The following is a 23,835-nucleotide window of genomic DNA, read 5'->3' on the forward strand; positions in this document are numbered from 1 at the left end:
AGCTAACAAGTCATGTGAAGAACCCGATTTTGAAAAAGCTCGCCGAGATCGCGGTAGCTCGCCGTCGAAGGCTTCCCTGTCACGCTTTGCGGAGCGCGAGATGGCACTCCGTTGGCACCAGTTCAGCGACTGTATTCCTGGCCAGTGTCGGAGATCACCATCAATTCAGGGTCGGGGCCTAAGCTCCTGAAACCGCCCTCGCAAAACTCAGCCGATTCTCCAAGCGCGCCGAGGGTGACCGGCCACCAATGGTTTGGACCGTACCAGGTTTCCTTCGAACGCTTGTCCATCACTAGCTGGTCGCGAATCGCTTGGGCGCCATCGAGTTCAAAAAGCAAGTAGAACGAGCCGAGCATGTTCATCATCGTGTCGGTGGCATCCAGCATGTACCGAGCGGCAAGGTCGAGATCACTAAATTGAGTCGTCAAAATTTGCCACAATTCATCACTTATTCCGGGCGTCTTTACGACCTGGAAGGCAATCGTGACCGATGTTCCTACCGAAAGTGTCGCCACGATATACGGAGGGGAATCGATTGGAAGTCGATCGAAGTAGGGGTGCAAGTACCGCCGACCTCCGCCATCGCGCTGGAAACGGTTGAGCTTCCGGCCGTTGCACTCTCCGCATATCGGCACAAGGTTAGGTGCATAGATGGCGTACTCGCCGAAATGAGCCTTTGGAAGATAGTGGTCGATTTGCTTCGCGGAGGCTTGATAGCAGTACGGGCACTTTCGGGTCGGTCCCGCCGCACGAATCGCGGAACGAAGTGGGCCGAAACGGACCCTCTTGAGATAGTCAGCGTTCGCCTTTAGTACGTCATGGTCTGCGGTGGAGAAGCCGTGCGGGGTCGGGCCGGCTGCGGCCATGACGCGGGCCACGTAGCTCTTGTAGAGATCAGTAACCACAGGCTTAAGCTGCGACGGCCGTATCTCACCATTCTCAGCGAGCCTCAGCTCGGCGACGTGATCATAATTCGCCTCGTCGTCGGCCGCGGGCTGTGTCGCCGCGATCATGGCAGCTTGCGATAGCTCGCTACCAGCGCCCGGCCCTGGACGCTGAGTCCTTCATTGAACATGTCGTTTATTTCGTCAACTGTGTGACGCTCGGACAGAGAAGCCAAGATTCCTTGGTAGTCGGTAGCGGAGCTGTCTAGCGAGAAGACGTGCCTGGTGATCGCGCCAATGTTCTCAGCGAATGTCTCAATCTCAGGTCCACGTACGCTAACTCCTGTGTCATCCCTTTCCAGGATGCTCACGTACTTGGCTGGGATCTCCTGAACCACAACCGGACTGTGAGTAGCGATGACTGCGAATGAGCTATGCGCTTTCAGTAACACCTGGATAGCTCCGAGGAGAGCGGCTACAAGTGGCGGGTGCAGATGCGTCTCTGGCTCGTCAATCAGTACTAAGGAACGGGTTCGAAGATGAGCAGCGAGTTGAGCCACAATATTCAGAACGATCTTGTGACCGGTGCTGAGTTTATGGAACACCTCGATCGCGCCTGCGCTATCAAGGCCCTTCCCTAGAGTCGCTATGTCTATGCCGACTAGCCCGAACGAGGGCTCTCGGGACAAGGCTTCGAATGCAGAAACGAGAAACCCGCCTTCCCGCCGGCGCCCGGCCGTCCTGAGCGCCTCCGCAAACTCAAGTTCGATCTCAACGATTGACTTGAGCTCGAATTCGTTTCTTTCCGGATCATTCGCGTGACGATCGCCTTTGTCTGTTCGCCGCCGGAGGCCGCAGTACACATACCCGAAAATGGCGGTTCGCGACCCGGACTTGGGCTTGTTCGTGTCTGGGTCTGTGCCGCCACGGATGCTCTCCGGCGTGCCAAACGTATCGAATGCGCTATATGAGACTGCCACGACCGCCCCGAAGGTTGTAGCGTCTCCGCGGATCGTCGAATGTTGGACGTTCTCGGGGTGCGGCTTCCGTCCGCTGCTTGCGGTGAGAGCAAGGTCTGCGAGGAGGGTAGTCTTGCCGGCGCCGTTGTAGCCGATAAGTACACAACAGCGGCCGGGAAGTGCTTGAGTGTCGTCGAACCTGAAGGGGACCTCAGTGAGAGCGCCCTCGCGCCACCAGTCGAAGCGGAATGAGAGCTGGTCAGTCTTTAGTGCCGTGCCGTGCACCAACTGCCTGCCTGCTTCAAGAGCATTGACTGCCTCCCCAAATCGGAGAAGTGACTCCTTCCAACCGCGCTCCTCGATGAATTCCTGCTCGATTTCTGGGTCCGCGGCTGCATCGCGAAGCGCATACAAGTAGGTTTGCCTCAGCTTGTCGGGTTGCCCCATCAACTTCTCGTAGTATTCGATGTCCTGGCCGAGCGAGCAGAAGTCTGTGTCCAATCGATCGAACGACGACGGCAATCGAGGCCGCCCTACCTCTTGGCCGTGCTGAAGGATTTTGACGCTCCCAAGCGAGAGCTCATCAGCCGGGCCAGTCCGCAGGGTCACGTCGAACAGGGTCTGCAAGTGGAAGTCGTCCCAGTTATCGATCCGCAGCACGACGTTCGGAAAGGGCAACTGCGGCTTACTGGCGAATCGATCGATCACTACAAACCGCAGCCGGCTGTTAACACTGTCCACAAGGACAGGTTATGCACCCACCGGCAGCGGAGGTGCGTTTCCGTTCCGCGATGCGATAGTCGACTGGGTCGAGCCTCAGAGCCTTCGCTGAGGCATTTCATACCCATCCGTTTGCTGCAACTCAGGTTCTCCATCAGAGGCATGATTAGTGGTGACCCGCGGGTGCGATTCCTGCATCACCGCGAGGGACGCCGCCGCGTCAACAGGTGTACGACTCGTACGTGGTTTGGCACGCGAGACTCGCCCCGTGGCGCCGTGCGCACGAGATCGAGGTTGTGACTGGGGGTCAAGCGGTCACAGCCACTTCTGCCAGCTTTTTCAGCTAGTGCGCCCCGCTGAAGCGGCGGTGTTAGTTCTTGTTGTTGCCGAACTTTCGCGTCAGCAGCACATCTTTCCAATAGCTCTCGCGCTCTAGGACCTTTTCGTCTGGAGTTCGCATCGGCCCGTAATCAAGAAGAGCGAAGCGGAGATTGGCCTTTGCGTACTCGGGCCCTTTTTGGCCGACCAGTTCGACTAGGCCCTTATTGCCGCCATGAAGCTTGGCGACGTATTCGGATAGGCGTGCCCAGATTCCAGTGTCACCGGTTGCCGACCCGACATAGCCCTTGCCCGTTTCCTGGTCGTGTATGACGTAGACCCCCTTCATGCCTTGGAGCGCGCCACGCCAATCGTGCCAGTCTTGCTTGATGGCCACTTCAAGTGTGCCGAACGTATGGTTGATCCGATCGTGGCCAGGGAAGGTCTCGCCAGCGTAGGTGTGTTCGCGGATCGACAGGACCGCAATATGGTCGAGGTGCGTGTCCAGGTTCATCCGCATCTGTCGCCCCGGAGGTCGGAAAGACACCATGAGCCGCTTGATGAACGGCCCCATCAGGTCGTCTCGAAGCTTCAGGTCATACGAATAGGAGAGCGGTTTCGGGCGACGTTTGAGAACCTCGAACACGCCGCCGAACAGCCAGTGTGTGCCACGATCCCGGTCTTGCGCAAGCGAGAAGATGAACTGACGGTTGAACTCGTCGCGTACAGGGCGCCATCGACTCCACTGCATCCATTCATCCGAAGAGCGGGCGAGCACGTCGAGCGGATACTCTTCGCCGTTGAAGACCGCACAGTGGAGCTTGCACTTCGCCGGATCAAGGTCACCGATCAGGCTTCTCAATGGGATCGTTGCCACGAAGCCAAAGGGTACTTATTCGCACCGGTCATTCGGATCGTTTCTGTTGGACCCTCGATCGCGGCGTTCAGCTAGGAACAACGCGCGGGGAATAGCGCAGGAACATCACTGCCGGACGCAGTCCACCCGGCGCACCTCGGCGTCGGGCTGGTGCGGGATGCGTGCTCCAGCTGGTGAGGACCACCCGTTTGCGTGTCGGTGCCTAGCTACCTCTCATTCGGGTCACCAAGGCCTATTCGCCTGGCCCATATCTGGCCCATGGGAGCCGATTATTGAGCGCATTGTTGCCGTTGCCTGCAATGATACTGGTGCGCGATACTGGGATTGAACCAGTGACCTCTTCCGTGTCAGGGAAGCGCTCTCCCGCTGAGCTAATCGCGCCTGTAGAACTCGGAGGTGGAGACGGGAATCGAACCCGTGTGCACGGCTTTGCAGGCCGTTGCCTCACCACTCGGCCACTCCACCGCTGGGGTTGATGCGACTGCACCCTCGAGCGGATGACGGGATTCGAACCCGCGACCCTCACCTTGGCAAGGTGATGCGCTACCAACTGCGCTACATCCGCGCGCCACGAGCGAGATCGTCGCTCGTCGCGAAGCACGACGATAGTCCACCGCAGCGTAGCCGCACAAATCCCTTCCACGACACGCTGAGCAGGGCGCTCCGGTCAGAATATCTGGTAGCCCCCACGGGAGATGCTGACGCCGCGACCATCGGAGTTGGCACACCGCATCCCCGACGGCTCGCTGTTGCACTCATCCCGCCGCCTGCCTGTATCCGGCCGTAGCGCAGTGCCGGAGCGCCGCCCATGGCCGGGTCGCCTGCGCAGACGAACCGGGCGGGTCCGGTCGGATACAGCAGAAGGCCCTGCCCGTAGTCACTGAACTCTGGGCAGTCGGCGGGGGCCTCGGGGGAGGCGCCCGGTCCCGCTCGCCGATGTCGCAGCACCAGGGTGTCCGTCAGGATGCACCAGGTGTTGGCGCTCGGCAACGTGAACCCGATTGACTCGGCCACAACCGTCCTCCTCCGATCACTCGATGGTGCTAGCCGTCCCGAAATGTCGACGGAGCCGCCCTCCCAGCGCGTCACGCTAATTGATGAATGCATCTTTGCTGCGGGAATACTTCAAGGTGGCTGAGTTCTCTTGACTGCACTGCTGCGTGCTAATCTTCGACGTCGTTCCCCGGTCTCGTAGCTCAGGGGGAGAGCGTCCGCCTCACACGCGGAAGGTCACTGGTTCGATCCCAGTCGGGACCACTCTAAATGCGTAAGGCTAACGTCGTTCCCGTCGGTCGATGGGTTCGAAACGCGTCACCGTTCTTCCCCTCTTATCGCCTGACTGCCGTCGTTCAGATCGGCGAGGTCGGGCTGAGGGCGCACGTGTCGTCCTGGCCGGCCCCGGCTGGAACGAGGTCGGTGGGCCGGCCACCGCAGTCTCGGTTGACGGCCTCGAGGACGCGCTACGGCAAGTGCTTGCGACGGCGCAGCCGCTGGACAGCGTCAATGTCGGCGAAATAGCCTGCGTGCGTTGACATTCGGGTGTGGGGACGGCGCTACTGTTGGTGAGCCACGGCGACCGCTGCTACTCTTCGGAGGCCGTGCGACAGAGCGAGGAGGTGATACCCATGACCATGTCAACGTGGGTGCTCCTGTCTGGGGTCACGGTCGGGCGATAGGTCGCCCGGGAGCGCCGATCACGAGCACTCCGACAAGGCACGACCATGCGATTCACCTCTGAACAGCGCTTCGACGACGGCGTCCTCGAACGCGATTTCATCCTCGGCGAAATTCCCGGAATACTTGAAACGCCCGAATCACTCGCATCCGCACCGGTGCCGCTGATCCTGCTCGGTCACCCTGGCGGATTGCGCGTGATGTATCCCAGGCTGGCGGCGCGGGCCCGGATCTCCGCGGCGAAGTATGGCTTCGCCGCAGCCACCATCGAGCTGCCCGGCAGCGGTGACCGGCCACGTTCGGCCGCCGCCGAGGAGGCCCGGGCGGACCTGCTCCGGGCGATGGCTGACGGCGAGCCGGTCGGCGAGATCGTGGACCGGCTTGTCCTCCCGCTGGCGGAGAAGGCGGTCCCCGAATGGCAGGCCACTCTGGACGCCGACGCCGTTCTCTCGCTGGCCGAGATCGACGGCCCGGTCGGCTACGCGGGAGGAGTGATGGCCATCGGCATCCGCTGGCGGTGGCCGAACCCCGCATCTCGGCCGCCATTTTGTACGCCGGGACTTTCGTGCCTGCCGCCATCGTCGAGGAAGCCCGAGAGATCACCATTCCGCTACAGGTGCTACTGCAGTGGGACGACGAAGCAAACGACCGGCAGGCGGCGCTGCACCTGTTCGGTGCGTTCGGCTCCAAGGAGAAGACGCTGCACGCCAATATGGGCGGGCACACCGGCGTGCCGCAGTTCGAGGTCGACGAGGGGTCCCGGTTCTTCGCCCGACACTTCGGCTTGCCGGTAGCCGACGCATCACCGAGCGCGACCACTGCGATGCTGCACAGCGCCACGCTTCATCTGCCGAGGCGGACCGGTCGGCGACAACGGCATTTCGCCGAGAGGCCGACGAGCACTCTCGGCGCAGTTACCCCTGACGTGACGTACGAGCTAGTTGACCGCCGGGCCAGACTGTTGGGCTCCGCTGAGTTCCTTCATGAACTCGTGGCACCGCTTGGCGCGATCGGCGTCCTGAGACATCACCTCTTCGAAGAACGACGCGATGTCGTCACGGCCGGCATTCTTCGCGTCACGCACATATTGTCCGTAATCGTGTCCCGCCTTCAGCGAGTGATATTGCACCGAGATCAGATCGAACGACACGTCATCAAAGCCAGTCTCTCCTGTAGCCACGATTTCACCTCCATGAGTTGTGCTCGGTCAGGCGACGACTACCCCGAACCGTTTCGGCAAAACGCACCTCCTGCGCAATTTCGCAGAGCGGATCCGCTTTCTCGACCAGTCAGCCGAACAGCGGTAGCGCCCGCTTGCGGGCCAGCGCGTCCATGCCGCGCTGAATGCTGTCCTCTACCTCACGGTATTTCTGCTCGACGTACTCGTCGTCCTCCGCACGGGCCGGATCATGATCGACTTCCACGGCGGGCATCAGGCGGGTGCGGATCTTCGCCGGCAGGGGGAACTGCGGGAGCGCCGCCGGGGCGATTCCCCACGGTAGGGATATCGCCACCGGAAATACCTTGAGCCGCAACAGCTTATCGAGGCGCAAAGCCCGCGATAATCCGTCGCCGCGAATCAGCACCGGCATCGCGTCGGCCCCGCCGACCGTCGCGATCGGCACGATCGGCACTCCGGCTTTGATCGCCATGCGGACGAACCCGGCGCGGCCCGCCAGATTCGCGACGTCACGTTCGGTCCACGGCCGCAACGAATCCACCTCACCGCCTGGCCACACAGCGACGTCACGGCCCTCGGCCAGTGCCGTGGCCATCGAATCGGGTGCGGCGGGCAGTACTCCCATCGCCCGGAAGTACCGGCCGATCACCGGGATCGCCATCAGCGCATCATGGGCGGTGCCGTGCAGCGGGCGCTCTCGACCGAACCGGCGCCACCATTGCACCCCGACCGTCCACGCGTCCCACACGAAGGGTGCGCCCGAATGGATGCCAACCAGGAGGACCGGCGGTTCGAGCAGGTTTTCCCAGCCGTCGAATTCCATCCGGAACCAATGGTCCACCAGAAAGTTCCATACGTACTTCTGGCGCTGCATGGTTGCTTCGTCCTGGCCACGCAGGTCCCACTGTCCGGCCCGCTGGTTGAGCCAACCGCTGATACCGCCGTCGCTGTCGGCGCGCCGCTCGGCCATCTTGCTGCGGGCTTGCTCGGCATGCTCTCGCGACTGCTGACGGACTGCGGTGGGGCGGCGATCGGCGTTGGACATGCCAACCGGGTACCCACGTCGTGAGCGGCGCCACACACACTCAGCCTGTGAGGTGGCTGGATACCGACCGCATTCGCCGCTGCAGAGGCCAATCGTGCCTCAGCCGGCGTACACGGGCTCCGGTTCTGACCCGACGGGGCTGATCGTCGTCATATCCGGGAAGCTCGGCGCATTCAGTCGCACCTGCGATGTCGACGTCGGAGCCGAGACCGCCGGCCGATCCCTCATCAACGTCGTCGCGACCATCACGGCCGTGACCGGGATAGCGAGCGACGCCGTTATCAGAATCCACTCCCACACATCCGGATGGCCGGGACGGAGGCCGGTCGAATGGGAGAAGCGGCTCGTCAGGCCCGGGTCGTCAACGCGTGCGCGGCGAAATCAGCTGCCTGATCGGCCGTTCCGTTGGTCTTGTACGCGCTGTGAGCCGAGCGGTCCGTGCCTCCCGGGAAGCAGATCGGGTCGCCGGGGTTGCACAGTTCGAGGGTCTTGGCCGCGAAGAGATGGCCGATGGTGACGGGCGGCGCGTCGCGGGCGACCAGGTTCAGGAAGCCGTCCGACGGAGTGCCGAACAACACAACCGCCGCAACGTGCGAAGCGACCGACGGCGGTAGCGTGCCCGCGACTCCGTCGGGCAGGACGGTCCCGGCGGGGACGGTGTCGGTGGCCAGCGAAGCCGGGTAGTCCACGCCGTAAGCCTCGACCGTTTTGCCGCCGAGACGGGCGTTGAGTGCGTCGACGAACGCCTGCCCTGTCGCACCGACGCCGGGGGCTTCGAATGTCCCACGGGCGAAGACGACCTCGACGTCGCTACAGGAAGGATCCTCGGCGGCTGCTGCGAGGCCGGTTGCCTGTGGGCCGATCAACGCCGCGAAGGCGACGACGACGGCGGCGAGCCAGCGCAACGCCCGCGGACATGTTGTGGCAACAGATCGGAGGTTGCGCATCGTCGGCCCTTTTCGCTCGGCAAAGATCATTCAAACGATGAGAACTCGCGGACTGCGCGAATTAATTCAATGACTGTGACCGCCACGCGGTTAGGGTGATCGCCGTGGCTGAAGTGAGTGAGCGTGCACGTTCGCGGACCTTCGTTGTGACGGGGGTCTCGTCAGGCATCGGGCTCGCCACCGCGCAGCGTCTGCTCGCCGAAGGCGGAACCGTCGTGGGTGCGGACGTCACCGCTGGACCCGATCTCGGCGAGCGGTTCTCGTTCGTCAGCGCCGATGTGTCCGACGAAGCGGCCGTCGCCCATGTTTTCGCCGCCGTGCCCGATCGACTCGACGGCGTTGTGCACGCCGCCGGTATCGCCAGCGGCGGTCCGGTCCATCTGCTCGACAAGGCGGAGTGGGACCGGGTGATCGCGATCAACCTCACCGGCACTTTCCTGGTGGCCAAGGCGGCACTGGCCACAATGATCGAGCAGCCCAGGCACAACGGCGAGCGCGGCTCGCTCGTCACCCTTGCCAGCGTGGAAGGCCTCGAAGGCACCGCGGGCGGAAGCGGCTACAACGCCTCCAAGGGCGGCGTCGTGCTGCTGACCAAGAACATCGCCCTCGACTACGGGCCCAGCGGTATCCGGGCCAACGCGATCTGCCCGGGCTTCATCGCGACCCCGATGTTGGACAACGTTTTCAGTATCGACGGTATGCAGGGCCCGCTCGCCTCGATCACCGAGGAGCACGCCCTGCAACGGCTCGGCAGGCCCGAGGAGATCGCCGCCATGGCCGCATTCCTGGTGTCACCGGACGCCTCGTTCGTCAGCGGCCAGGCGATCGCGGTCGACGGCGGCTACACCGCTGGCCGCGACCACGGCGTCGTCGCGCTCTTCGGCTTGCCCAAGTGACTATCGCGGCCGGTCCACTTCGTAGGTGCCGTTGTCGTCGGAGAACACCACCAGCACTTGCCGTTTCCGGCCCTCGACGACCACCTGGCACGTGAACGAGGCGCCCTTTCTGATCTCGGGGTCGTTGCCGTCGTTGCACACGACGTCGGACACGTTCGTCGCGCCGTACCCGTCGTCGGGGTCGAGCAGGATGCGCTGCACGCCCGCCTCGGCCTTGGACACGCTGAGCACCTTGCCTTTCAGCATGTCGAGTTCTGACATCGCGACCATGAGCACCAGCACTGCGGCGGCTATCGCGAGGACGCCGACGCCGATCAACAGCGCGAGCTGTCCGCGCTTGCGCGGGGGCGCCGCCTTCGCGTGACGATTGCGGGTTGCGCTGGGTGGTCGATCACGGCGCGGCACCTGTGATGGCGCAGGCATGGCAGGCGCCGGCGGCGCGGGCATCCGCGGCGGCGCGGGAACGCGCTTGTTGGCGTTCTTCCACCAGGGCTCTTCGGCTGGGACCGGATCCGCGCGGGCAGGCTGCCGCAACGGCACCTCGACGGTCTTGTCTTCGGGCCTCGGGTGCCGGGGATCCCGCGGTCCGCTCACGTGGCTGATTCTCTCAGGTGAATCGCTGATCGCAATTGTCGGCGTCGCCGAGCAGGCCGGTGCGAAACGCAAGGATCCGGGTGAAGCCGGATGGCACAGGGGTTCCGTTGACGTCGGTGGCCACCACGCCGTTGGTCAGCAAGCCCGACACCGCCTCATCGAGATCGCCGGCGCCGAGGACGAGCTGGTTGCCCGACGGCCCGCGTATCGGATCGGCCATCTTCCGTTGCGCGACACCCGTCAGGCACGCGCTGCGCATCGCGGTCACTGGCGTGTTGAGCGGCAGTCCCCGGTCATGTTGCAGCGCAAGCGCATAGCGCGAGGTGACCATCGACAGCGCCGTGTTGTCGCCCTGCAGCAGCACGAAGTCGCTCTCGTCGGCCGGGGCGCCGATCTGACGCAGGGTCGGCATGTCGACGGCGATGGCGTTCGGCCCGGGACAGTAGACGACCGGCTGCTGCTGACTCGCCGAGCAGTTGTCGCCGTCGGCGGTGAGGGTCGGCGGGTTCGCCGGAGCGTAGACCTGATCCAAGAGCTCCATGAGTGTCGAGAGCGTCTCATCGTCGATCGCGATGTCGCTCTGCGGGCTCGCCGGATCGAACAGCGACGGCGGGAGGTTGCCGCGACGTTGCTGTATTTCATTGGAATCCATTGCGGCACAACCATCTGTGCCGATGTCGAAGCCGGTCTGGAAGGCGCTCACCCGGTCGAGTGCGGTGCCGTGCGACGGCGGGTCGAGTGTCAGCGTGTCGAAGGTGGAGATCGGGTCGCGCCCGGCGATCGCGCCAGCCATCACCTGGTCGAGGGCGCGGCTGGTGTTGATGCTGAACCGCGGCGAGTGTCCTTCGGCCACCCAGCGCATGTAGACCCCCGCAAAGCAGTCGGCCTGCTGTTCGCGGACCAGGATGGAGGACCTCTGCTCGCCGACCAGTCCGGCGCGCCACTGCAGGGCGTGGCCGTATTCGTGGGCCAGCAGTCCGTTGATCTCCATGTCGCCGAAGAACTCCTTGGCGACGGGCATCAGGTTGACGCGGTCCCAGGCGATCAGGTCGTCGGGGGCGCAGTACAGCGCGTTGTAGTCGAATGCGGCCGCCGGTTCGCCGCAGATGGTGGCCGCGCTTCTAGGATCGACCGACACCAGCCGGGATACCGGTGCGAACCTTCCGGCGAATGCGTCCGAGTAGTGCTGCGACCAGAAGTCCTCGATGTCTTCGATCGCCAGCAGCGCCGCGCGGTCGATGTCCCCGTCGTCGGTGTCCTCAACCCGCCCGGTGGCCGTGGGCGCGGCCTCGCGCGGTCCACTCGGGCCGTCCGAGGTCGGCAGGCCCGCCACCCGGTACGGGTCGTAGCGCATCGACACCGCCCGGCCGTCGAGCACCGTGGCCTGGCTGCAGCCGGCTACGGTCATCGCCACACAGGCAGCGGCGATGCAGGCACGGACAGACAAGATCACAGTGCGACGGTACCGGGCGCCGGCCCCGACCTTGCATTTCAGCGCGGGTGTAACGGATCCGGTGACGGAGCGATCTAAATGTTGGAACCGGATCGTCGCCCCGCCACAGGCGTCGGTTCTTCCACCCAACAAGCACCGCGGCGCCTGCTGGTCCACTTCCAGTGTCGGGGGAGATGGCTGCAAGCAGCGGTGGCGGCTTTCGCCGCCTCTTTGAGACCAGAGGAGTCGACACACATGCGTGCCCCCCTTAAAACCTGCTCCTGGCGAAGCGCTGTCGCTGTGTTTGCGTCGGGAGCCGTCATTTCTTTGAGTGCGCTCAGCGGGGGCGTCGCGCCGGCACTAGCCAAACCGGACAAGAATGACCCGGGGATACCGATCATTCCGACGCCGGAAGTCGTCATACCGGAAGCTCCACAGGCCAAGCCCGAGCAGCAGGCCCCCGTCGAGGTGCCGCGTGCACCCCAGCAGCCGCCGAGCCCGCCGCAGGTGATAGACGCGCCGCCGCAGCAGGCGCCGGCTCCGCAGATCCAGGCGCCACCGGAGCCCGCAGCGCCTGCCCCGCAGATCGCGGCCCCCGCCCCCAAGAAGGAGCAGCCGCGAGTCGTGGAGGCGCCGAAGGCCGACGTGCCCAAGGTCGACCCGCCGAAGGCCGATGCACCGCCGGTGGAAGCGCCGAAGGCCAACGCGCCGAAGGTCAATGCGCCCAAGGTCGATGCACCGCCGGTTGAGGCTCCGAAGGTCGACGTGCCGAAGGCCGACGTGCCCAAGGTCGACGCGCCGAAGGTCGAGGCGCCGAATGCGGACGCGCCTGCGCCGCTGCCTGCCGTCGAGGAGCCGGGCAAGCCGGGCGATCCGAAGCAGGATGCGCAGCTGCCGAGGAATCTGGCGCCCGGTCAGACGGCGAAGGGTGACGAGCAGACTCCCGGCGACAAGCAGTTGCCGGCCGCCGATGAGCCCGACCCGTCGGCGACATCGAAGGGCGCGCAGCGGGTGGCGATGGCTGCACCCGACACGCTCAAGGCGCCGGAGCAGGACATCCAACTCGCCAGGCAGGCGACCCCGATCGAGGTGAAGCCGGAGCCGGCCAAGAAGGAAGACATCGACTTCCTGGCCAGCGCGGTCAATCTGCAGAGCAAGAACAGGCTCGGCCCGTTCGAGTCTGGTTTCAATGCGGGATCGGACTTCTCGGTCGGTGGCGACCGGGTCCGCGATTTGGATGACAGGTTCTGGGACCAGAGGGTTCGTCAGTGGGATCCGGATTGGATCGAATACGACCGGTTCTACCGCCCGATCATCTTCAATCCGTTCCGGGCGCCGGTGCGGATCGTCTACGCGCTCGCCAACGCCACGCGAATCCTGGTCATCGAGCCTCTCGCGAGGGTCGTGGTCGACCTCGCCGAGGTTGCGGCGTACAGCTTCACCGCAGTGGTACTCGGCGCCGCGAACGTGGTCTCCGACGTGGCCAACGTCGCCGCCGACGTGGTGAACGTGGCGGTCGGAACCATCTTCGGCGGTGGCTACGTGCCTCAAGCAGGGCTGCCGTTCGTGCCGCCGCCTCCGCTGCTGCGGTATGACAACGTGCCGGTGCAGGTGCGCTACTCGAATGCGACGTACGAGCCGTTCCGGGTCAACCAGATCGTCGACGTCGGCGACGACGTTCAGTACGGCGGCAGGAAGGTGCTGCTCGACGGCGCGACGCCGGCCTGGGGACAGTGGGTCACGTCCCCTGCGGGTGAGCGGCAGTTCGAGGTGCATCGCACCCAGCAGTACCCGGGCCTCGGCGAACCGCAGGAGGCGCCGCTGCCGGGCGATTACCGGATGCAGCTGGCCTCCGGCGAGTCCTCGGATTTCGACCGTACGCAGATGTATCTGATCGCCGCAGGCGGAGTGGTCGGTGGGCTCGGCATCGGTGCTCTGGGTCTCGCCTTCTACCTCGGGCGTCGGCGACTGCAGGTGTAGCGGCGACGGCTGGAGTGCTGGACAGCTGTCCGGCACTCTCGCCGATCCCCGGTGGTGCACAACCAGCGGATTTGGGCGCAAGCCCATGACCTGCCTTGTTCGTCTCGGGTCGCATCCATTAAGTTGGACAGGTGTCCAGCAGCGGCCCTTGAGGAGACAGCTATGGCGATCCGCGTCGCACATATCGGCACGGGCAATGTCGGCAGTATCGCGCTCAACCATCTGATCAGCGATCCGCGATTCGAACTCACCGGCGTGTGGGTTTCATCGGACGCGAAGGTCGGCAGGGACGCAGGTGAGTTGGCCGGGCTCGACGCACCGACAGGCATAGTCGCCACCAACGACCTCGACGTGCTGCTGGCCGACCAACCCGAGTGCGCCGTCTACTGCGCGATGGGCGACAACCGGATCCCCGAGGCGGTCACCGACGTCCTGCGCATCCTGTCTGCGGGCATCAATGTGGTCGGCACATCGCCAGGGGTGTTCCAGTATCCGTGGGGCGTCATGCCCGACAAATACATCGCGCCAATCGAACATGCCGCGCAACAAGGCAATTCGAGCCTGTTCATCTCCGGCGTCGACCCCGGCTTCGCCAACGACCTGATCCCGTTCGCCATCGCGAGCACCTGCCAGCGCATCGAACAGGTTCGGTGCATGGAGATCGCCGACTACGCCACCTACGACGGCGCGACGGTGATGTTCGACGTGATGGGTTTCGGCTGGACACTCGACAAGACGCCGATGTTGTTGCAGCCAGGGGTTCTCGGCATGGCATGGGGCACAACGATCCGCCAGCTGTCCGCCGGCTTCGGCATCGAGGTCGACGAGATCAAGGATTCCTGTATCAGGATCCCGGCGCCCGAGGCCTTCGACGTCGCGGTCGGCCACATCCCCGAGGGCGGTCAGGCCGCGCTGCGGTTCGAGATCGTCGGCATGGTCAAGGGCAGGCCCGCCATCGTCATCGACCACGTCACGCGGCTGCGCGAGGATCTGTGCCCCGAGTGGCCCCAGCCCGCACAGCCGGGCGGCTCGTACAAGGTCGAGATCGTCGGCGAGCCCTCCTACACCGTCGACATCTGTCCGACCAGTCGCAGAGGCGACCACAACTATGCCGCGATCGCGGCCGGTGCTGGCAGAGTGGTCAACGCGATCCCCGCGGTCGTCGCTGCGCCGCCGGGAATCCGGACCACGCTCGATCTGCCGCTGATCACCGGCAAGGGACTGTTCGACGCCAAATAGATTGCGCGACAACGACAAAGGAGAACACTTCAATGGGACGCGTCGACGGAAAGGTTGCGCTCATCAGTGGCGGAGCGCGGGGCATGGGCGCCGCGCACGCGCGGATGCTGGTCGACGAGGGTGGCAAGGTCGTGATCGGCGACATCCTCGACGACGAGGGCAAGGCGCTAGCGGCCGAGATCGGTGACAGCGTCCGCTACGTCCACCTCGACGTCACCCAACCCGACCAGTGGCAGGCGGCGGTGGAGACCGCCGTCGCCGAGTTCGGAAGACTCAACGTGCTGGTGAACAACGCGGGCATCGTCGCACTCGGACCGCTGAAGAAGTTCGACCTGGGGGAGTGGCAGAAGGTCATCGACGTCAACCTGACGGGCACCTTCCTCGGGATGCGGGCCGCCGTGCAACCCATGATCGACGCAGGCGGCGGCTCGATCATCAACGTCTCGTCGATCGAGGGCCTGCGCGGCGCGCCCTTCGTGCATCCCTACGTCGCGTCGAAGTGGGCGGTGCGTGGATTGGCGAAATCGGCAGCACTGGAATTGGCGTCGAAGAACATTCGGGTCAATTCCATCCACCCGGGATTCATCAAGACGCCGATGACGGCGCATCTTCCCGAAGACATGGTCACCATCCCGCTCGGCCGTCCCGCCGAACCCGAAGAGGTGGCGACCTTCATCGTCTTCCTGGCAAGCGACGAATCGTCGTATGCAACAGGCAGCGAGTTCATCATGGACGGCGGGCTGGTGACCGCCGTCCCGAACAAGGCCTGACCGCTCAGCGCCGTCGGCGCAGGAACCACATCAGCGCCACCACGCCGACGACGGCAGCCGCGGCCACCGGAACGGTGATCTTGGCACGGCCGTCGTCGATGGCCGCGTGCTGGACCGCATGGGCCTTCTCGACGACGGCTTGCTTGGTCTCGATGGCCTTCTCGGCGGCGCGCTGCTTGGTCTCGGCGGCCTTGTCCTTCGTGCGCTGCTTGACGTCGAGCTTGGCCGACAAGTCCTCGACGGTTTGGCCCAGCTCCTTGCGGGTCTTCTCGATGTCGTCTTGAATCTCGTCGATCCCCGCGTCGGGACCCGGCTCCGGACGAGCGGCTTCGGGTTGGCTCATGAGCGTGCGTCCTTCACTTCCTTGATGTCGGCCTTGACGCTTTCGACGCTCTGCCTCGGCGGAGCTATCTCCTCAGCCTGCTTGCGGCCGATTAACGCCGCGACGCCCGCGGCGAGGAACAACACGACGGCCACGATGACGGCTGCCGCCCATACCCCCGGCAGCACGAGCGACAGCGCGGCGACCGCCGCGGCGATCAGGGTCATCAGACCGAGCAGAGCAAGCAGGCCCGCGGCGCTGAACAGTCCCGCGCCGACGCCTGCGTGCTTGGCTGATTGTTGCAGCTCCTTGGTGGCCAGCCGCATCTCGTCGCGCACGAGCCGCGAGGTTTGTGCCGACATTTGGCTCATCAGCTCGCCGATCGACGCATCGGCTGCCGATTTGGATTCCACAGTCATGCCACCCTGGGTTGCCCAGCACGGATGCGACGAAACACCTATTCGATCGCAGACTGCTGCTTTTCGACGAGGTCGGCGGCGATCTGGATCAGCGGTGTGTTCGAGTCCTGCGACAGCTTGCGCAACAAGTCGAAGGCCTGGATGGCGTTGACGCCGTAGCGCTCCATCAGCATCCCTTTGGCCTGCCCGATGACGTCGCGGCTCGCCAGCGCCTTCTTGAACTGCTCATCGCGACGGGCGGCGTTCCACGCCACCGAGGAGTGCGCGGCGAACACCAGGCCGACGGCCCTGGTTTTGTCGTCGAATACGTTCGGTGTCTCGGCGTACACGTTGAGTGCACCCATCGTTTCGCCGGCGATCCACATCTGGAACGACATGACCGAGCGAATGGGGGTTTCCGCCAACACGTCTCGCGCGTACAACGGAAATCGCTCGTCGGTCTCGAGGTCTCTGACGTGAATCGTCTTCTCTTCCCAAGCCGCTGACAGGCATGGTCCCTGGCGATGCCGCTGCTGGATCTCGTCGAGCAGTATCGGCCACTTGTGCGTCGCCGCCGGGGTCTCGATATGCCTGCCGTTGCGGGTGACGGTGACCCCGGCGTACTGCGCCCCGGGTACCTCCACGGCAGCATGCTCGGCCAGCTCGGCGATCACCGTGTCGGAATCGACGTCGTCGCGACCGTACAGCTCCTGCACGATTTCGGCGATGCGAAGGTGGGTTGCTTCCACCTCAGCTGGATCATTCACCGCAGTCATCCGATCATTCTGCTCCGATAAGTCGGTTTAGGCTAACGCTCTTGCGGCCGCAACGACCTGGCTATTGACGGCAGCGTAACCGAGATCGACCCTAGCGTCATGTCGCGACCCCTTACTTCGGGTCACGCTTGCCTAAATTGCCGCCGATGCCGCTACAGAGCAGTCAGGTACCGCGACGTGATAACCCGCTGCATCAGTGCCGTGACGGGCGACCCCAGCCTGCTCCACCACGTTGCATGCCGTGAGAACGCGACGACTTCGGCGTGCACGTCGCCGGTCGCGGGATCGAAGCGCACGGCAAACAACTCCTCCCCGGATTCGGGGTGGCCCGGCAGCGTGCCGTAGGCGAATCCGCGGTGATCGACCTCGTCGATCAGGTAAACGACGCGGCACGGCGCGCGCACCGGCCCCAGGCCGACGAGAACCTCGGAGCCGACGGTCGCCACCTGGCTGGTCGCATCGACCCGGACGCCTGCTCCGCGCAGCATGCCCCACCGCATGACCTTCGTGGCCGCGTCGTCGAATCGCGGCCGCCCATGACCGATCACGGCCGATTTGCGCACGTGGTGATACCCGTCAGGAAGCGGTCCAGCCGTCGCACCCACCTCGTGGTAGGTCAGTTGCAGTGCCGCCAAGTCGGTCAGTTTCACCCCGACACCATGCCATCAGGCGGCGTACGGTCTGTGAGGTGACCACAGCATCCGTCGCCAGAGCTGCCGGAACATTCGCCCTCGGTGGCGACCTGACCGTCAACCGACTGGGTTTCGGCGCCATGCGGATCACCGGCAAGGGCGTGTGGGGGCCGCCGGAGGACCGCGACGAGACGATCCGCGTTCTGCGGCGCGCGGTGGAGCTCGGCGTGAACTTCATCGACACGGCCAATTCCTACGGCCCCTTCGTGTCCGAGGAACTGATCCGCGAGGCGCTTGCGCCCTATCCGGACGATCTGGTCATCGCCACGAAGGCCGGACTGCTGCGCACCGGCCCGGACGTCTGGATTCCGCTCGGGTTTCCCGGCTACCTGCGCCAGGAACTGGAATTGAGTCTGCGGCGGCTCGGGGTCGAGCGCATCGACCTGTTTCAGCTGCACCGCATCGACGACAAGTTTCCGCTGGAGGATCAGGTCGGCGAGCTCGCCGCGCTGCAGCAGGAGGGCAAGATCCGCCATATCGGCCTGTCCGAGGTCGACGTTGCACAGCTGGCAGCGGCGCAGAAGATCGCGCCGATCGTGTCGGTGCAGAACATGTACAACCTCACCGCTCGTGACGCCGAACCGGTTCTGGAGGCCTGCGAGGCGCAGGGTCTCGGATTCATTCCCTGGTTTCCGCTCGCGGCGGGGCCGCTGGCGGCGCCGGACGGCCCGCTGCAGCGCATCGCCGCCGACCACGACGCCAGCGCATCTCAGCTCGCCCTGGCGTGGCTGCTCAAGCGATCACCGGCGATGCTGCCGATCCCGGGCACATCGAAGGTGAGCCACCTTGAACAGAATGTCGCCGCCGCGGAGATCGAGATATCCGACGAGGAATTCGAGACCCTGAGCCGGGCCGGCTCCGAAAGCTCTGAGACCGCCTAGCGCCGTGCGTCTGGTCTTCACCGGGCATATCGCGGGCGCGGGCACCCAGTCGGGACTTCGGATCGTCGTCGGCAGGTGGCGCGAGTCGCCCTTCGGTCCGTTCACCGACGTGATGCTGCAGACCGCCGACCACGAACGCGTCCTGTTGGCGCCCGACGAGGCCATCGCCGACTTCGTTTCATCGACCTACCACTTCGACCGCGTGGTACTCGGTGAGCTCTCGTCCGATCTTCGGGCAGACCAGCTCACGGTGAGCGCCGATGACTTCGATGCGCGAATGCATATCGGCGGTGCGGCGCCCGTCGACGCGCTGCTGCGACTCGTGCCCCGGCGGTTGGTAACGTCGCCGCGCTGGCTGCGCGCAATCGACCCGGTCGCCGCGCGCATCGTGGCGGGAGTGCACACCTACGGAACTACGGGTAATGATCGCGTCGAGTATTACGGCGTGCGGCGGTCACGGCGCATCAGCGCGACGCGGGCCACTATCGCGGTGTGCCGTTCGGGGGTCTTGCGCCGCTGCGACCACCGGTGAGTTTCGGGTTCTCGTCCGCACCGGCCTCTCCGCAGATCGTCACGGTGACCACGACGATCGACGAATCCGCTACTCGCCGATGACCGGGGCATACGGATTCTGGTCGGCGCATGTGCGATCGCTGCTCGTCGAAGCTGGAGTCGAAGAGCCGGATGCGATGGTCGACGTGCTGCTGGCGCCGGTGTCGGCAGAGATGTACCTGCATCAGCGCGCGAAGGGGTTGACGCAGGCACAGATCGTGGCGGCGCTCGGCCGCCTCGCCCTAGCGGTGCTGAGCGACTAACGCACGCCGGTGACGAAGCCGTTCACAGCTTTCAATACCTTGTTGGGGTGAACACCGAAGAGTCCGTCGATGCGCATGCCGGCGGCGGATTCAATCCGCCGGAGCCGACCACCCGCGGTGGACCGGACTACGGGCGATTCGTCGACGCCGTCCGCACCCTTCAGGACCGCACCCGTGCAGCCGACGCGCCCGACGACGTGATCACCAAGGCGGCCGACATGATCGAGGATGTGACGGCGATGCTCGCGCCGTTCGACGCCGACGAGTGGACGACACCGTCAGGCAGGCGCATGGATCTGCCCAACCGCGGCAACATCTTGCAGGTGCCCTCCGACCTGACAACGGCCGGCGACGAGGTCGACGGCTCGGTCCGGTTCCGGCGATACCACCTCGGCCGCAACGGGGCGGTACACGGCGGTGCGGTTGCGCTGATGTGGGATTCGGTGCTCGGGTTCGCCGCTTTTCGGCTGACCCGCAGCCTGAAACAGCGCACGGCGTACCTGCACGTGAACTACCGCAAGATCGTCCCGGTACTTAAGGACCTGCGGGTCGACGCCCGGATCGACCGCAGCGAGGGGCGCAAGATCTACGTCTCCGGTCGACTGCACGACGGCGACGATCTGCTGTGCGATGCAGAGGCACTGTTCGTCACACTCAACCCCGGCCAGCCGTGACCGACGACGACACCGAATCGAAGTGGTCGGCCACCAAGCGCCGCTGGGCGCGCTGGCGCGACCGGCTGCGTGAGCGGCCGAAGGTCGAGTTCGGCTACCGCATCGTCGTCGCGGTGATCGGGCTAGGTGTCCTGGGTCTCGGCATCGTCGCCATTCCGTACCCGGGTCCGGGGTGGGCCATCGTCTTCGTCGGGCTGGGCATTCTGGCCACCGAATTCGAGTGGGCGCGCCGGCTGCTGGGCTACGCCAAGGAGCGCTACGACAAGGTCATGGACTGGTTCCACCGGCAGGGAAAGTTCGTGCAGATCCTTGGTGGGCTGCTCACCGCGTTGATCGTCGCGCTGACGCTGTGGCTGCTCGGCGCGCTGGATTGGACCGGCGAAGTCGTCGGAATCGAGTATCCGTGGCTGAACAGCCCGATCGGAGTCGGGGACTGACCGGTCGCACCGATAGCATGGTCGCGATCACAAGCACCCGCACAGATCACGGAGAGTGACCGATGAGCGCCGCCCCAAGCCCCGCCCCAGCAGCCCCGATCCGGGTCGCTGCCGGGACGACCGCGGCGGCAGCTGTTCGCGAGGCGGGGCTGCCCAGTCGCGGGGCGCCCGACGCGGTGGTGGTCGTCCGGGACGCCGAAGGCCGACTCCGTGACCTGAGCTGGGTGCCCGAGGCCGACGTCGAGGTCACGCCGGTCGCCGCGGACACCGACGACGGTCGAAGCGTGATCAGGCATTCGGCGGCCCACGTGCTGGCGCAGGCGGTGCAGGAGCTGTTCCCCGAGGCCAAGCTCGGTATCGGACCACCGATCACCGACGGCTTCTACTACGACTTCGACGTGGCGCAGGCGTTCACCCCCGAGGATCTGGAGGCGCTGGAGAAGCGCATGCGTCAGATCGTCAAAGACGGCCAGCTGTTCTCCCGACGCGTGTACGAGTCGAAAGACCAAGCGTGCGAAGAGCTCGCCGGCGAGCCCTTCAAGCTGGAGCTCGTCGACGACAAGTCCGGCGATCCCGAGGTGATGGAGGTCGGCGGCGACGAGCTCACCGCCTACGACAACCTCAATCCGCGCACCCGCGAACGCATTTGGGGTGATCTATGCCGCGGCCCGCACATTCCGACGACGAAGTTCATCCCGGCGTTCAAGCTGACCCGCAGCTCGGCCGCGTACTGGCGCGGCGACCAGAACAACGCCAGCCTGCAACGAATCTACGGCACCGCGTGGGAGTCGCAGGAGGCCCTCGACCACCACCTCGAGTTGATCGAGGAAGCGCAGCGCCGCGACCACCGTAGGCTCGGCGCCGAACTGGACCTGTTCAGTTTCCCCGACGAAATCGGTTCGGGCTTGGCGGTATTCCACCCCAAGGGCGGCATCATCAGGCGCGAACTGGAGGACTACTCGCGGCGCAAGCACAGCCAAGCCGGCTACCAGTTCGTCAACAGCCCGCACATCACCAAGGCGGAGCTGTTCAAGATCTCCGGACACCTGGACTGGTACTCCGACGGCATGTTCCCGCCGATGCATCTCGACGCCGAGTTCAATCCCGATGGCACGGTGCGCAAGCCGGGGCAGGACTACTTCCTCAAGCCGATGAACTGCCCGATGCACTGCCTGATCTACCGGTCGCGCGGACGGTCCTATCGTGAACTTCCGTTGCGGCTCTTCGAGTTCGGCACCGTGTACCGGTATGAGCTGTCTGGTGTGGTGCACGGGTTGACCCGCGTGCGCGGCCTGACGATGGACGATTCGCACATCTACTGCACCCGCGAGCAGATGCGCGATGAGCTGACGTCGCTGCTGCGGTTCGTGCTCGATCTGCTCGGCGACTACGGGCTGACCGACTTCTATCTGGAGCTGTCGACCAAGGATCCGAACAAGTTCGTCGGCTCCGACGACATGTGGTCCGAAGCCACCAGTGTGCTGGCCGAAGTCGGCGCGGCCTCCGGACTCGACCTGGCGCCCGATCCGGGCGGCGCCGCCTTCTACGGCCCGAAGATCTCCGTTCAGGTCAAGGACGCGCTCGGTCGAAGCTGGCAGATGTCGACGATCCAGCTGGACTTCAACTTCCCGGAGCGATTCGACCTGGAGTACACCGCCGCCGACGGCAGCAGGCAGCGCCCGGTGATGATCCACCGCGCGCTGTTCGGCTCGATCGAGCGGTTCTTCGGCATCCTCACCGAGCACTATGCGGGCGCGTTCCCGGCGTGGTTGGCGCCGGTGCAGGTGGTCGGGATCCCGGTCGCCGACGGCCACATCGAATACCTTGAATCCGTTGCGGAGCAACTGAGCTCACGCGGCATCAGGGTCGAGGTCGACACCAGCGACGATCGGATGGCGAAGAAGATCGTCAACCACAACAACCAGAAGGTGCCGTTCATGCTGCTGGCCGGCGACCGCGACGTCGACGCGGGTGCGGTGAGCTTTCGGTTCGGTGACCGCAGCCAGGTCAACGGCGTGCCTCGCGACGAGGCGGTCGAGACGATCGCGCGGTGGATCGCCGACCGGGAAAACGCCGCCCCCACAGCCGAACTGATGAAGGCGGCCACTCCGACGTGACCGGTGACGAGGAAGGCAGGGTCGTCGACCACGGCGTCGGCGAGCCCGATCACCTGCAGCGACTCTGGACGCCCTACCGGATGAACTACCTGGCGGAGGCTCCGATGAAGGGCGGGTCTGCCGCCTCCACGCAGCCGTTCACCGACATCCCGACGCTCAACGACGAGGACGGCCTCGTCGTGGCACGCGGCGAAGCGGTCTATGTGGTGCTGAACCTCTACCCGTACAACCCGGGCCACTCGATGGTGGTGCCGTACCGACGGGTGTCCGAGCTCGAGGACCTCACCCAGGAGGAGAGCGTCGAGCTGATGACGGTCACCCAGAAGGTCATTCGGGTGATCAAGGCGGTGTCGAAGCCGCACGGCTTCAACGTGGGACTCAACCTCGGCAAGTCGGCGGGCGGCTCGCTTGCCGAGCACCTGCACATGCACGTGGTGCCGCGGTGGAGCGGTGACGCCAATTTCATCACGATAATCGGCGGCTCCAAGGTGGTCCCGCAGCTGCTGCGCGAGACCCGCGAGTTGCTCGCAACGGAATGGGCCAACCAGTCGTGAGCGACTTCTACCTGATGACGCGCGCGGCGTACGCGAAGATTTCGACGCCGGTCGCCAAGGCCGCACTGCGTGTGGGCTTCACGCCTGACAGCATCACGATGATCGGCACGGCGGGCGCGGTCATCGCGGCGCTGACGCTGTATCCCATCGGCCAACTGTGGTGGGGCTCCTTCGCGATCTTCGTTTTCGTGTTGGCCGACATGCTCGACGGTGCGATGGCGCGGCAGAGTGGCGGCGGCACGCGGTTCGGCGCGGTGCTCGACGCCACCTGCGACCGGATCGGCGACGGAGCGATCTTCTGCGGGCTGCTGTGGTGGGCAGCGTTCGGGGCACGGAGTACGTCGCTGACGGTGGCACTGATGATCTGCCTGGTCACGTCGCAGGTGATCTCCTACATCAAGGCGCGCGCGGAGGCCAGCGGGCTGAGCGGCGACGGCGGCCTCATCGAGAGACCCGAACGCCTGGCCATCATCCTGACCGGCGCAGGGCTGTCGGGTGTGTGGTTCCTGCACATCCCGTGGCTGCTGCATGTCGCCGCCTGGTTGCTCGCGGTGGCCAGCCTGATCACCCTCGGTCAACGTGTGCACACCGTGCGCACCTCGCCGGGGGCGATGGACCCGCTGCAGAAGACCGAGCACGGGGAAGAACAGTGAC

Annotated in this window: 25 protein-coding genes, 4 tRNA genes and 1 pseudogene; 14 read left to right on the plus strand and 16 right to left on the minus strand. The window is 65.0% G+C overall.

The features are described from left to right. Positions 1-122: 122 nt before the first annotated feature. From C6A82_RS11535 to C6A82_RS11565, 7 genes are all read right to left on the minus strand, one after another. Complete coding sequence (locus C6A82_RS11535) at positions 123-1,013, minus strand: HNH endonuclease (protein WP_105347108.1); 891 nt, start codon at positions 1,011-1,013, stop codon at positions 123-125. Further along, positions 1,010-2,584 (minus strand): AAA family ATPase, encoded by a 1,575-nt coding sequence (locus C6A82_RS11540; RefSeq protein WP_142406009.1) that lies wholly within the window; start codon positions 2,582-2,584, stop codon positions 1,010-1,012. Before C6A82_RS11540 ends, C6A82_RS11535 begins: the two co-directional genes overlap by 4 nt. A 349-nt stretch (positions 2,585-2,933) precedes the next feature. Further along, entirely contained in the window at positions 2,934-3,758 is an 825-nt protein-coding gene (locus C6A82_RS11545; RefSeq protein WP_142406008.1) for a GIY-YIG nuclease family protein, read from the minus strand. Between the two features lie 306 nt (positions 3,759-4,064). Continuing rightward, positions 4,065-4,139: transfer RNA gene (locus tag C6A82_RS11550), tRNA-Val, on the minus strand. 13 nt (positions 4,140-4,152) lie between these two features. Next, positions 4,153-4,223, minus strand: a tRNA-Cys gene (locus tag C6A82_RS11555). A 27-nt stretch (positions 4,224-4,250) separates the two neighbouring features. After that, positions 4,251-4,323: transfer RNA gene (locus C6A82_RS11560), tRNA-Gly, on the minus strand. Then, positions 4,314-4,772 (minus strand): hypothetical protein, encoded by a 459-nt coding sequence (locus C6A82_RS11565; protein ID WP_233217052.1) that lies wholly within the window; start codon positions 4,770-4,772, stop codon positions 4,314-4,316. Before C6A82_RS11565 ends, C6A82_RS11560 begins: the two co-directional genes overlap by 10 nt. A 171-nt stretch (positions 4,773-4,943) precedes the next feature. On the opposite strand from C6A82_RS11565, the gene C6A82_RS11570 reads away from it, so the two are divergent. Both C6A82_RS11570 and C6A82_RS11575 read left to right on the plus strand, forming a co-directional pair. Next, positions 4,944-5,015: transfer RNA gene (locus tag C6A82_RS11570), tRNA-Val, on the plus strand. 464 nt (positions 5,016-5,479) lie between these two features. Continuing rightward, positions 5,480-6,210: pseudogene (locus C6A82_RS11575) on the plus strand (alpha/beta hydrolase); the annotation flags it as partial. Between the two features lie 159 nt (positions 6,211-6,369). On the opposite strand, the gene C6A82_RS11580 reads toward C6A82_RS11575, so the two are convergent. The 3 genes from C6A82_RS11580 to C6A82_RS11590 form a co-directional block, all read right to left on the minus strand. After that, a complete protein-coding gene (locus C6A82_RS11580) occupies positions 6,370-6,612 on the minus strand; it encodes an acyl carrier protein (RefSeq protein WP_105347103.1) in 243 nt (80 codons plus the stop codon). 109 nt (positions 6,613-6,721) lie between these two features. Further along, positions 6,722-7,657, minus strand: a complete 936-nt coding sequence (locus C6A82_RS11585) for a lysophospholipid acyltransferase family protein (protein ID WP_105347101.1) — start codon at positions 7,655-7,657, stop codon at positions 6,722-6,724. A gap of 347 nt (positions 7,658-8,004) precedes the next feature. After that, positions 8,005-8,634, minus strand: a complete 630-nt coding sequence (locus C6A82_RS11590) for a cutinase family protein (RefSeq protein WP_233217051.1) — start codon at positions 8,632-8,634, stop codon at positions 8,005-8,007. A 74-nt stretch (positions 8,635-8,708) separates the two neighbouring features. On the opposite strand from C6A82_RS11590, the gene C6A82_RS11595 reads away from it, so the two are divergent. Then, on the plus strand, positions 8,709-9,500 hold the full coding sequence (locus C6A82_RS11595; protein ID WP_396836793.1) for an SDR family NAD(P)-dependent oxidoreductase: 792 nt from the start codon (positions 8,709-8,711) through the stop codon (positions 9,498-9,500). Here the strand turns inward: C6A82_RS11595 and C6A82_RS11600 are convergent, their stop codons facing one another. Further along, positions 9,501-10,094: a DUF4333 domain-containing protein gene (locus C6A82_RS11600; protein WP_105347097.1), complete on the minus strand. Its 594-nt coding sequence runs from the start codon at positions 10,092-10,094 to the stop codon at positions 9,501-9,503. 13 nt (positions 10,095-10,107) lie between these two features. Continuing rightward, on the minus strand, positions 10,108-11,502 hold the full coding sequence (locus tag C6A82_RS11605) for a neutral zinc metallopeptidase (RefSeq protein WP_142406012.1): 1,395 nt from the start codon (positions 11,500-11,502) through the stop codon (positions 10,108-10,110). Positions 11,503-11,853: 351 nt separating this feature from the next. Here C6A82_RS11605 and C6A82_RS11610 point away from each other — a divergent pair, with 351 nt between their 5' ends. From C6A82_RS11610 to C6A82_RS11620, 3 genes are all read left to right on the plus strand, one after another. Further along, positions 11,854-13,506: a hypothetical protein gene (locus C6A82_RS11610; RefSeq protein WP_105347095.1), complete on the plus strand. Its 1,653-nt coding sequence runs from the start codon at positions 11,854-11,856 to the stop codon at positions 13,504-13,506. A 162-nt stretch (positions 13,507-13,668) separates the two neighbouring features. Further along, on the plus strand, positions 13,669-14,745 hold the full coding sequence (locus C6A82_RS11615; RefSeq protein WP_105347094.1) for a diacylglycerol kinase: 1,077 nt from the start codon (positions 13,669-13,671) through the stop codon (positions 14,743-14,745). A 32-nt stretch (positions 14,746-14,777) separates the two neighbouring features. Then, complete coding sequence (locus C6A82_RS11620) at positions 14,778-15,515, plus strand: glucose 1-dehydrogenase (protein ID WP_105347091.1); 738 nt, start codon at positions 14,778-14,780, stop codon at positions 15,513-15,515. A 4-nt stretch (positions 15,516-15,519) separates the two neighbouring features. Here C6A82_RS11620 and C6A82_RS11625 read toward each other — a convergent pair whose 3' ends face one another. The 4 genes from C6A82_RS11625 to C6A82_RS11640 all read right to left on the minus strand — a co-directional run bounded on the left by C6A82_RS11625 (position 15,520) and on the right by C6A82_RS11640 (position 17,661). Continuing rightward, complete coding sequence (locus C6A82_RS11625) at positions 15,520-15,858, minus strand: DUF3618 domain-containing protein (RefSeq protein WP_105347090.1); 339 nt, start codon at positions 15,856-15,858, stop codon at positions 15,520-15,522. Next, positions 15,855-16,256, minus strand: a complete 402-nt coding sequence (locus C6A82_RS11630; RefSeq protein ID WP_105347088.1) for a phage holin family protein — start codon at positions 16,254-16,256, stop codon at positions 15,855-15,857. Before C6A82_RS11630 ends, C6A82_RS11625 begins: the two co-directional genes overlap by 4 nt. Positions 16,257-16,294: 38 nt before the next feature. Continuing rightward, positions 16,295-17,011 (minus strand): GAF and ANTAR domain-containing protein, encoded by a 717-nt coding sequence (locus C6A82_RS11635; protein ID WP_396836794.1) that lies wholly within the window; start codon positions 17,009-17,011, stop codon positions 16,295-16,297. A 152-nt stretch (positions 17,012-17,163) separates the two neighbouring features. Beyond that, complete coding sequence (locus tag C6A82_RS11640; RefSeq protein ID WP_105343948.1) at positions 17,164-17,661, minus strand: DUF1990 domain-containing protein; 498 nt, start codon at positions 17,659-17,661, stop codon at positions 17,164-17,166. A gap of 38 nt (positions 17,662-17,699) precedes the next feature. On the opposite strand from C6A82_RS11640, the gene C6A82_RS11645 reads away from it, so the two are divergent. The 8 genes from C6A82_RS11645 to pgsA all read left to right on the plus strand — a co-directional run bounded on the left by C6A82_RS11645 (position 17,700) and on the right by pgsA (position 23,834). Beyond that, on the plus strand, positions 17,700-18,584 hold the full coding sequence (locus C6A82_RS11645) for an aldo/keto reductase (RefSeq protein ID WP_105343951.1): 885 nt from the start codon (positions 17,700-17,702) through the stop codon (positions 18,582-18,584). Between the two features lie 4 nt (positions 18,585-18,588). Further along, positions 18,589-19,116, plus strand: coding sequence for a hypothetical protein (locus tag C6A82_RS11650; RefSeq protein WP_233216860.1), 528 nt, complete (start codon positions 18,589-18,591; stop codon positions 19,114-19,116). 79 nt (positions 19,117-19,195) lie between these two features. Next, positions 19,196-19,399, plus strand: coding sequence for a hypothetical protein (locus C6A82_RS11655; RefSeq protein ID WP_199193686.1), 204 nt, complete (start codon positions 19,196-19,198; stop codon positions 19,397-19,399). 47 nt (positions 19,400-19,446) lie between these two features. Then, entirely contained in the window at positions 19,447-20,073 is a 627-nt protein-coding gene (locus C6A82_RS11660) for a PaaI family thioesterase (protein WP_105343953.1), read from the plus strand. Continuing rightward, the gene (locus tag C6A82_RS11665) at positions 20,070-20,510 is read left to right on the plus strand and encodes a TIGR02611 family protein (protein ID WP_105343955.1); all 441 of its coding nucleotides are present in this window, start codon (positions 20,070-20,072) and stop codon (positions 20,508-20,510) included. Before C6A82_RS11660 ends, C6A82_RS11665 begins: the two co-directional genes overlap by 4 nt. Positions 20,511-20,572: 62 nt before the next feature. Beyond that, complete coding sequence (thrS, locus tag C6A82_RS11670; RefSeq protein ID WP_105343957.1) at positions 20,573-22,627, plus strand: threonine--tRNA ligase; 2,055 nt, start codon at positions 20,573-20,575, stop codon at positions 22,625-22,627. After that, positions 22,624-23,181 (plus strand): HIT domain-containing protein, encoded by a 558-nt coding sequence (locus C6A82_RS11675; RefSeq protein WP_105343959.1) that lies wholly within the window; start codon positions 22,624-22,626, stop codon positions 23,179-23,181. Before thrS ends, C6A82_RS11675 begins: the two co-directional genes overlap by 4 nt. Continuing rightward, positions 23,178-23,834: a phosphatidylinositol phosphate synthase gene (pgsA, locus tag C6A82_RS11680; RefSeq protein WP_105343961.1), complete on the plus strand. Its 657-nt coding sequence runs from the start codon at positions 23,178-23,180 to the stop codon at positions 23,832-23,834. The genes C6A82_RS11675 and pgsA overlap by 4 nt, the downstream gene beginning before the upstream one ends. Position 23,835: the final 1 nt, after the last annotated feature.

The sequence above is a fragment of the Mycobacterium sp. ITM-2016-00318 genome (assembly GCF_002968285.2).
GTDB lineage: Bacteria > Actinomycetota > Actinomycetes > Mycobacteriales > Mycobacteriaceae > Mycobacterium.

Coding starts and splice junctions, on each gene's coding strand:
- C6A82_RS11535 (WP_105347108.1), bottom strand. CDS start 1,013: ATGATCGCGGCGACACAGCCCGCGGCCGACGACGAGGCGAATTATGAT.
- C6A82_RS11655 (WP_199193686.1), top strand. CDS start 19,196: ATGACCGGGGCATACGGATTCTGGTCGGCGCATGTGCGATCGCTGCTC.
- C6A82_RS11585 (WP_105347101.1), bottom strand. CDS start 7,657: ATGTCCAACGCCGATCGCCGCCCCACCGCAGTCCGTCAGCAGTCGCGA.
- C6A82_RS11615 (WP_105347094.1), top strand. CDS start 13,669: ATGGCGATCCGCGTCGCACATATCGGCACGGGCAATGTCGGCAGTATC.
- C6A82_RS11635 (WP_396836794.1), bottom strand. CDS start 17,011: ATGACTGCGGTGAATGATCCAGCTGAGGTGGAAGCAACCCACCTTCGC.
- thrS (WP_105343957.1), top strand. CDS start 20,573: ATGAGCGCCGCCCCAAGCCCCGCCCCAGCAGCCCCGATCCGGGTCGCT.
- C6A82_RS11605 (WP_142406012.1), bottom strand. CDS start 11,502: ATGACCGTAGCCGGCTGCAGCCAGGCCACGGTGCTCGACGGCCGGGCG.
- C6A82_RS11590 (WP_233217051.1), bottom strand. CDS start 8,634: ATGATCTTTGCCGAGCGAAAAGGGCCGACGATGCGCAACCTCCGATCT.
- C6A82_RS11630 (WP_105347088.1), bottom strand. CDS start 16,256: ATGACTGTGGAATCCAAATCGGCAGCCGATGCGTCGATCGGCGAGCTG.
- C6A82_RS11620 (WP_105347091.1), top strand. CDS start 14,778: ATGGGACGCGTCGACGGAAAGGTTGCGCTCATCAGTGGCGGAGCGCGG.
- C6A82_RS11625 (WP_105347090.1), bottom strand. CDS start 15,858: ATGAGCCAACCCGAAGCCGCTCGTCCGGAGCCGGGTCCCGACGCGGGG.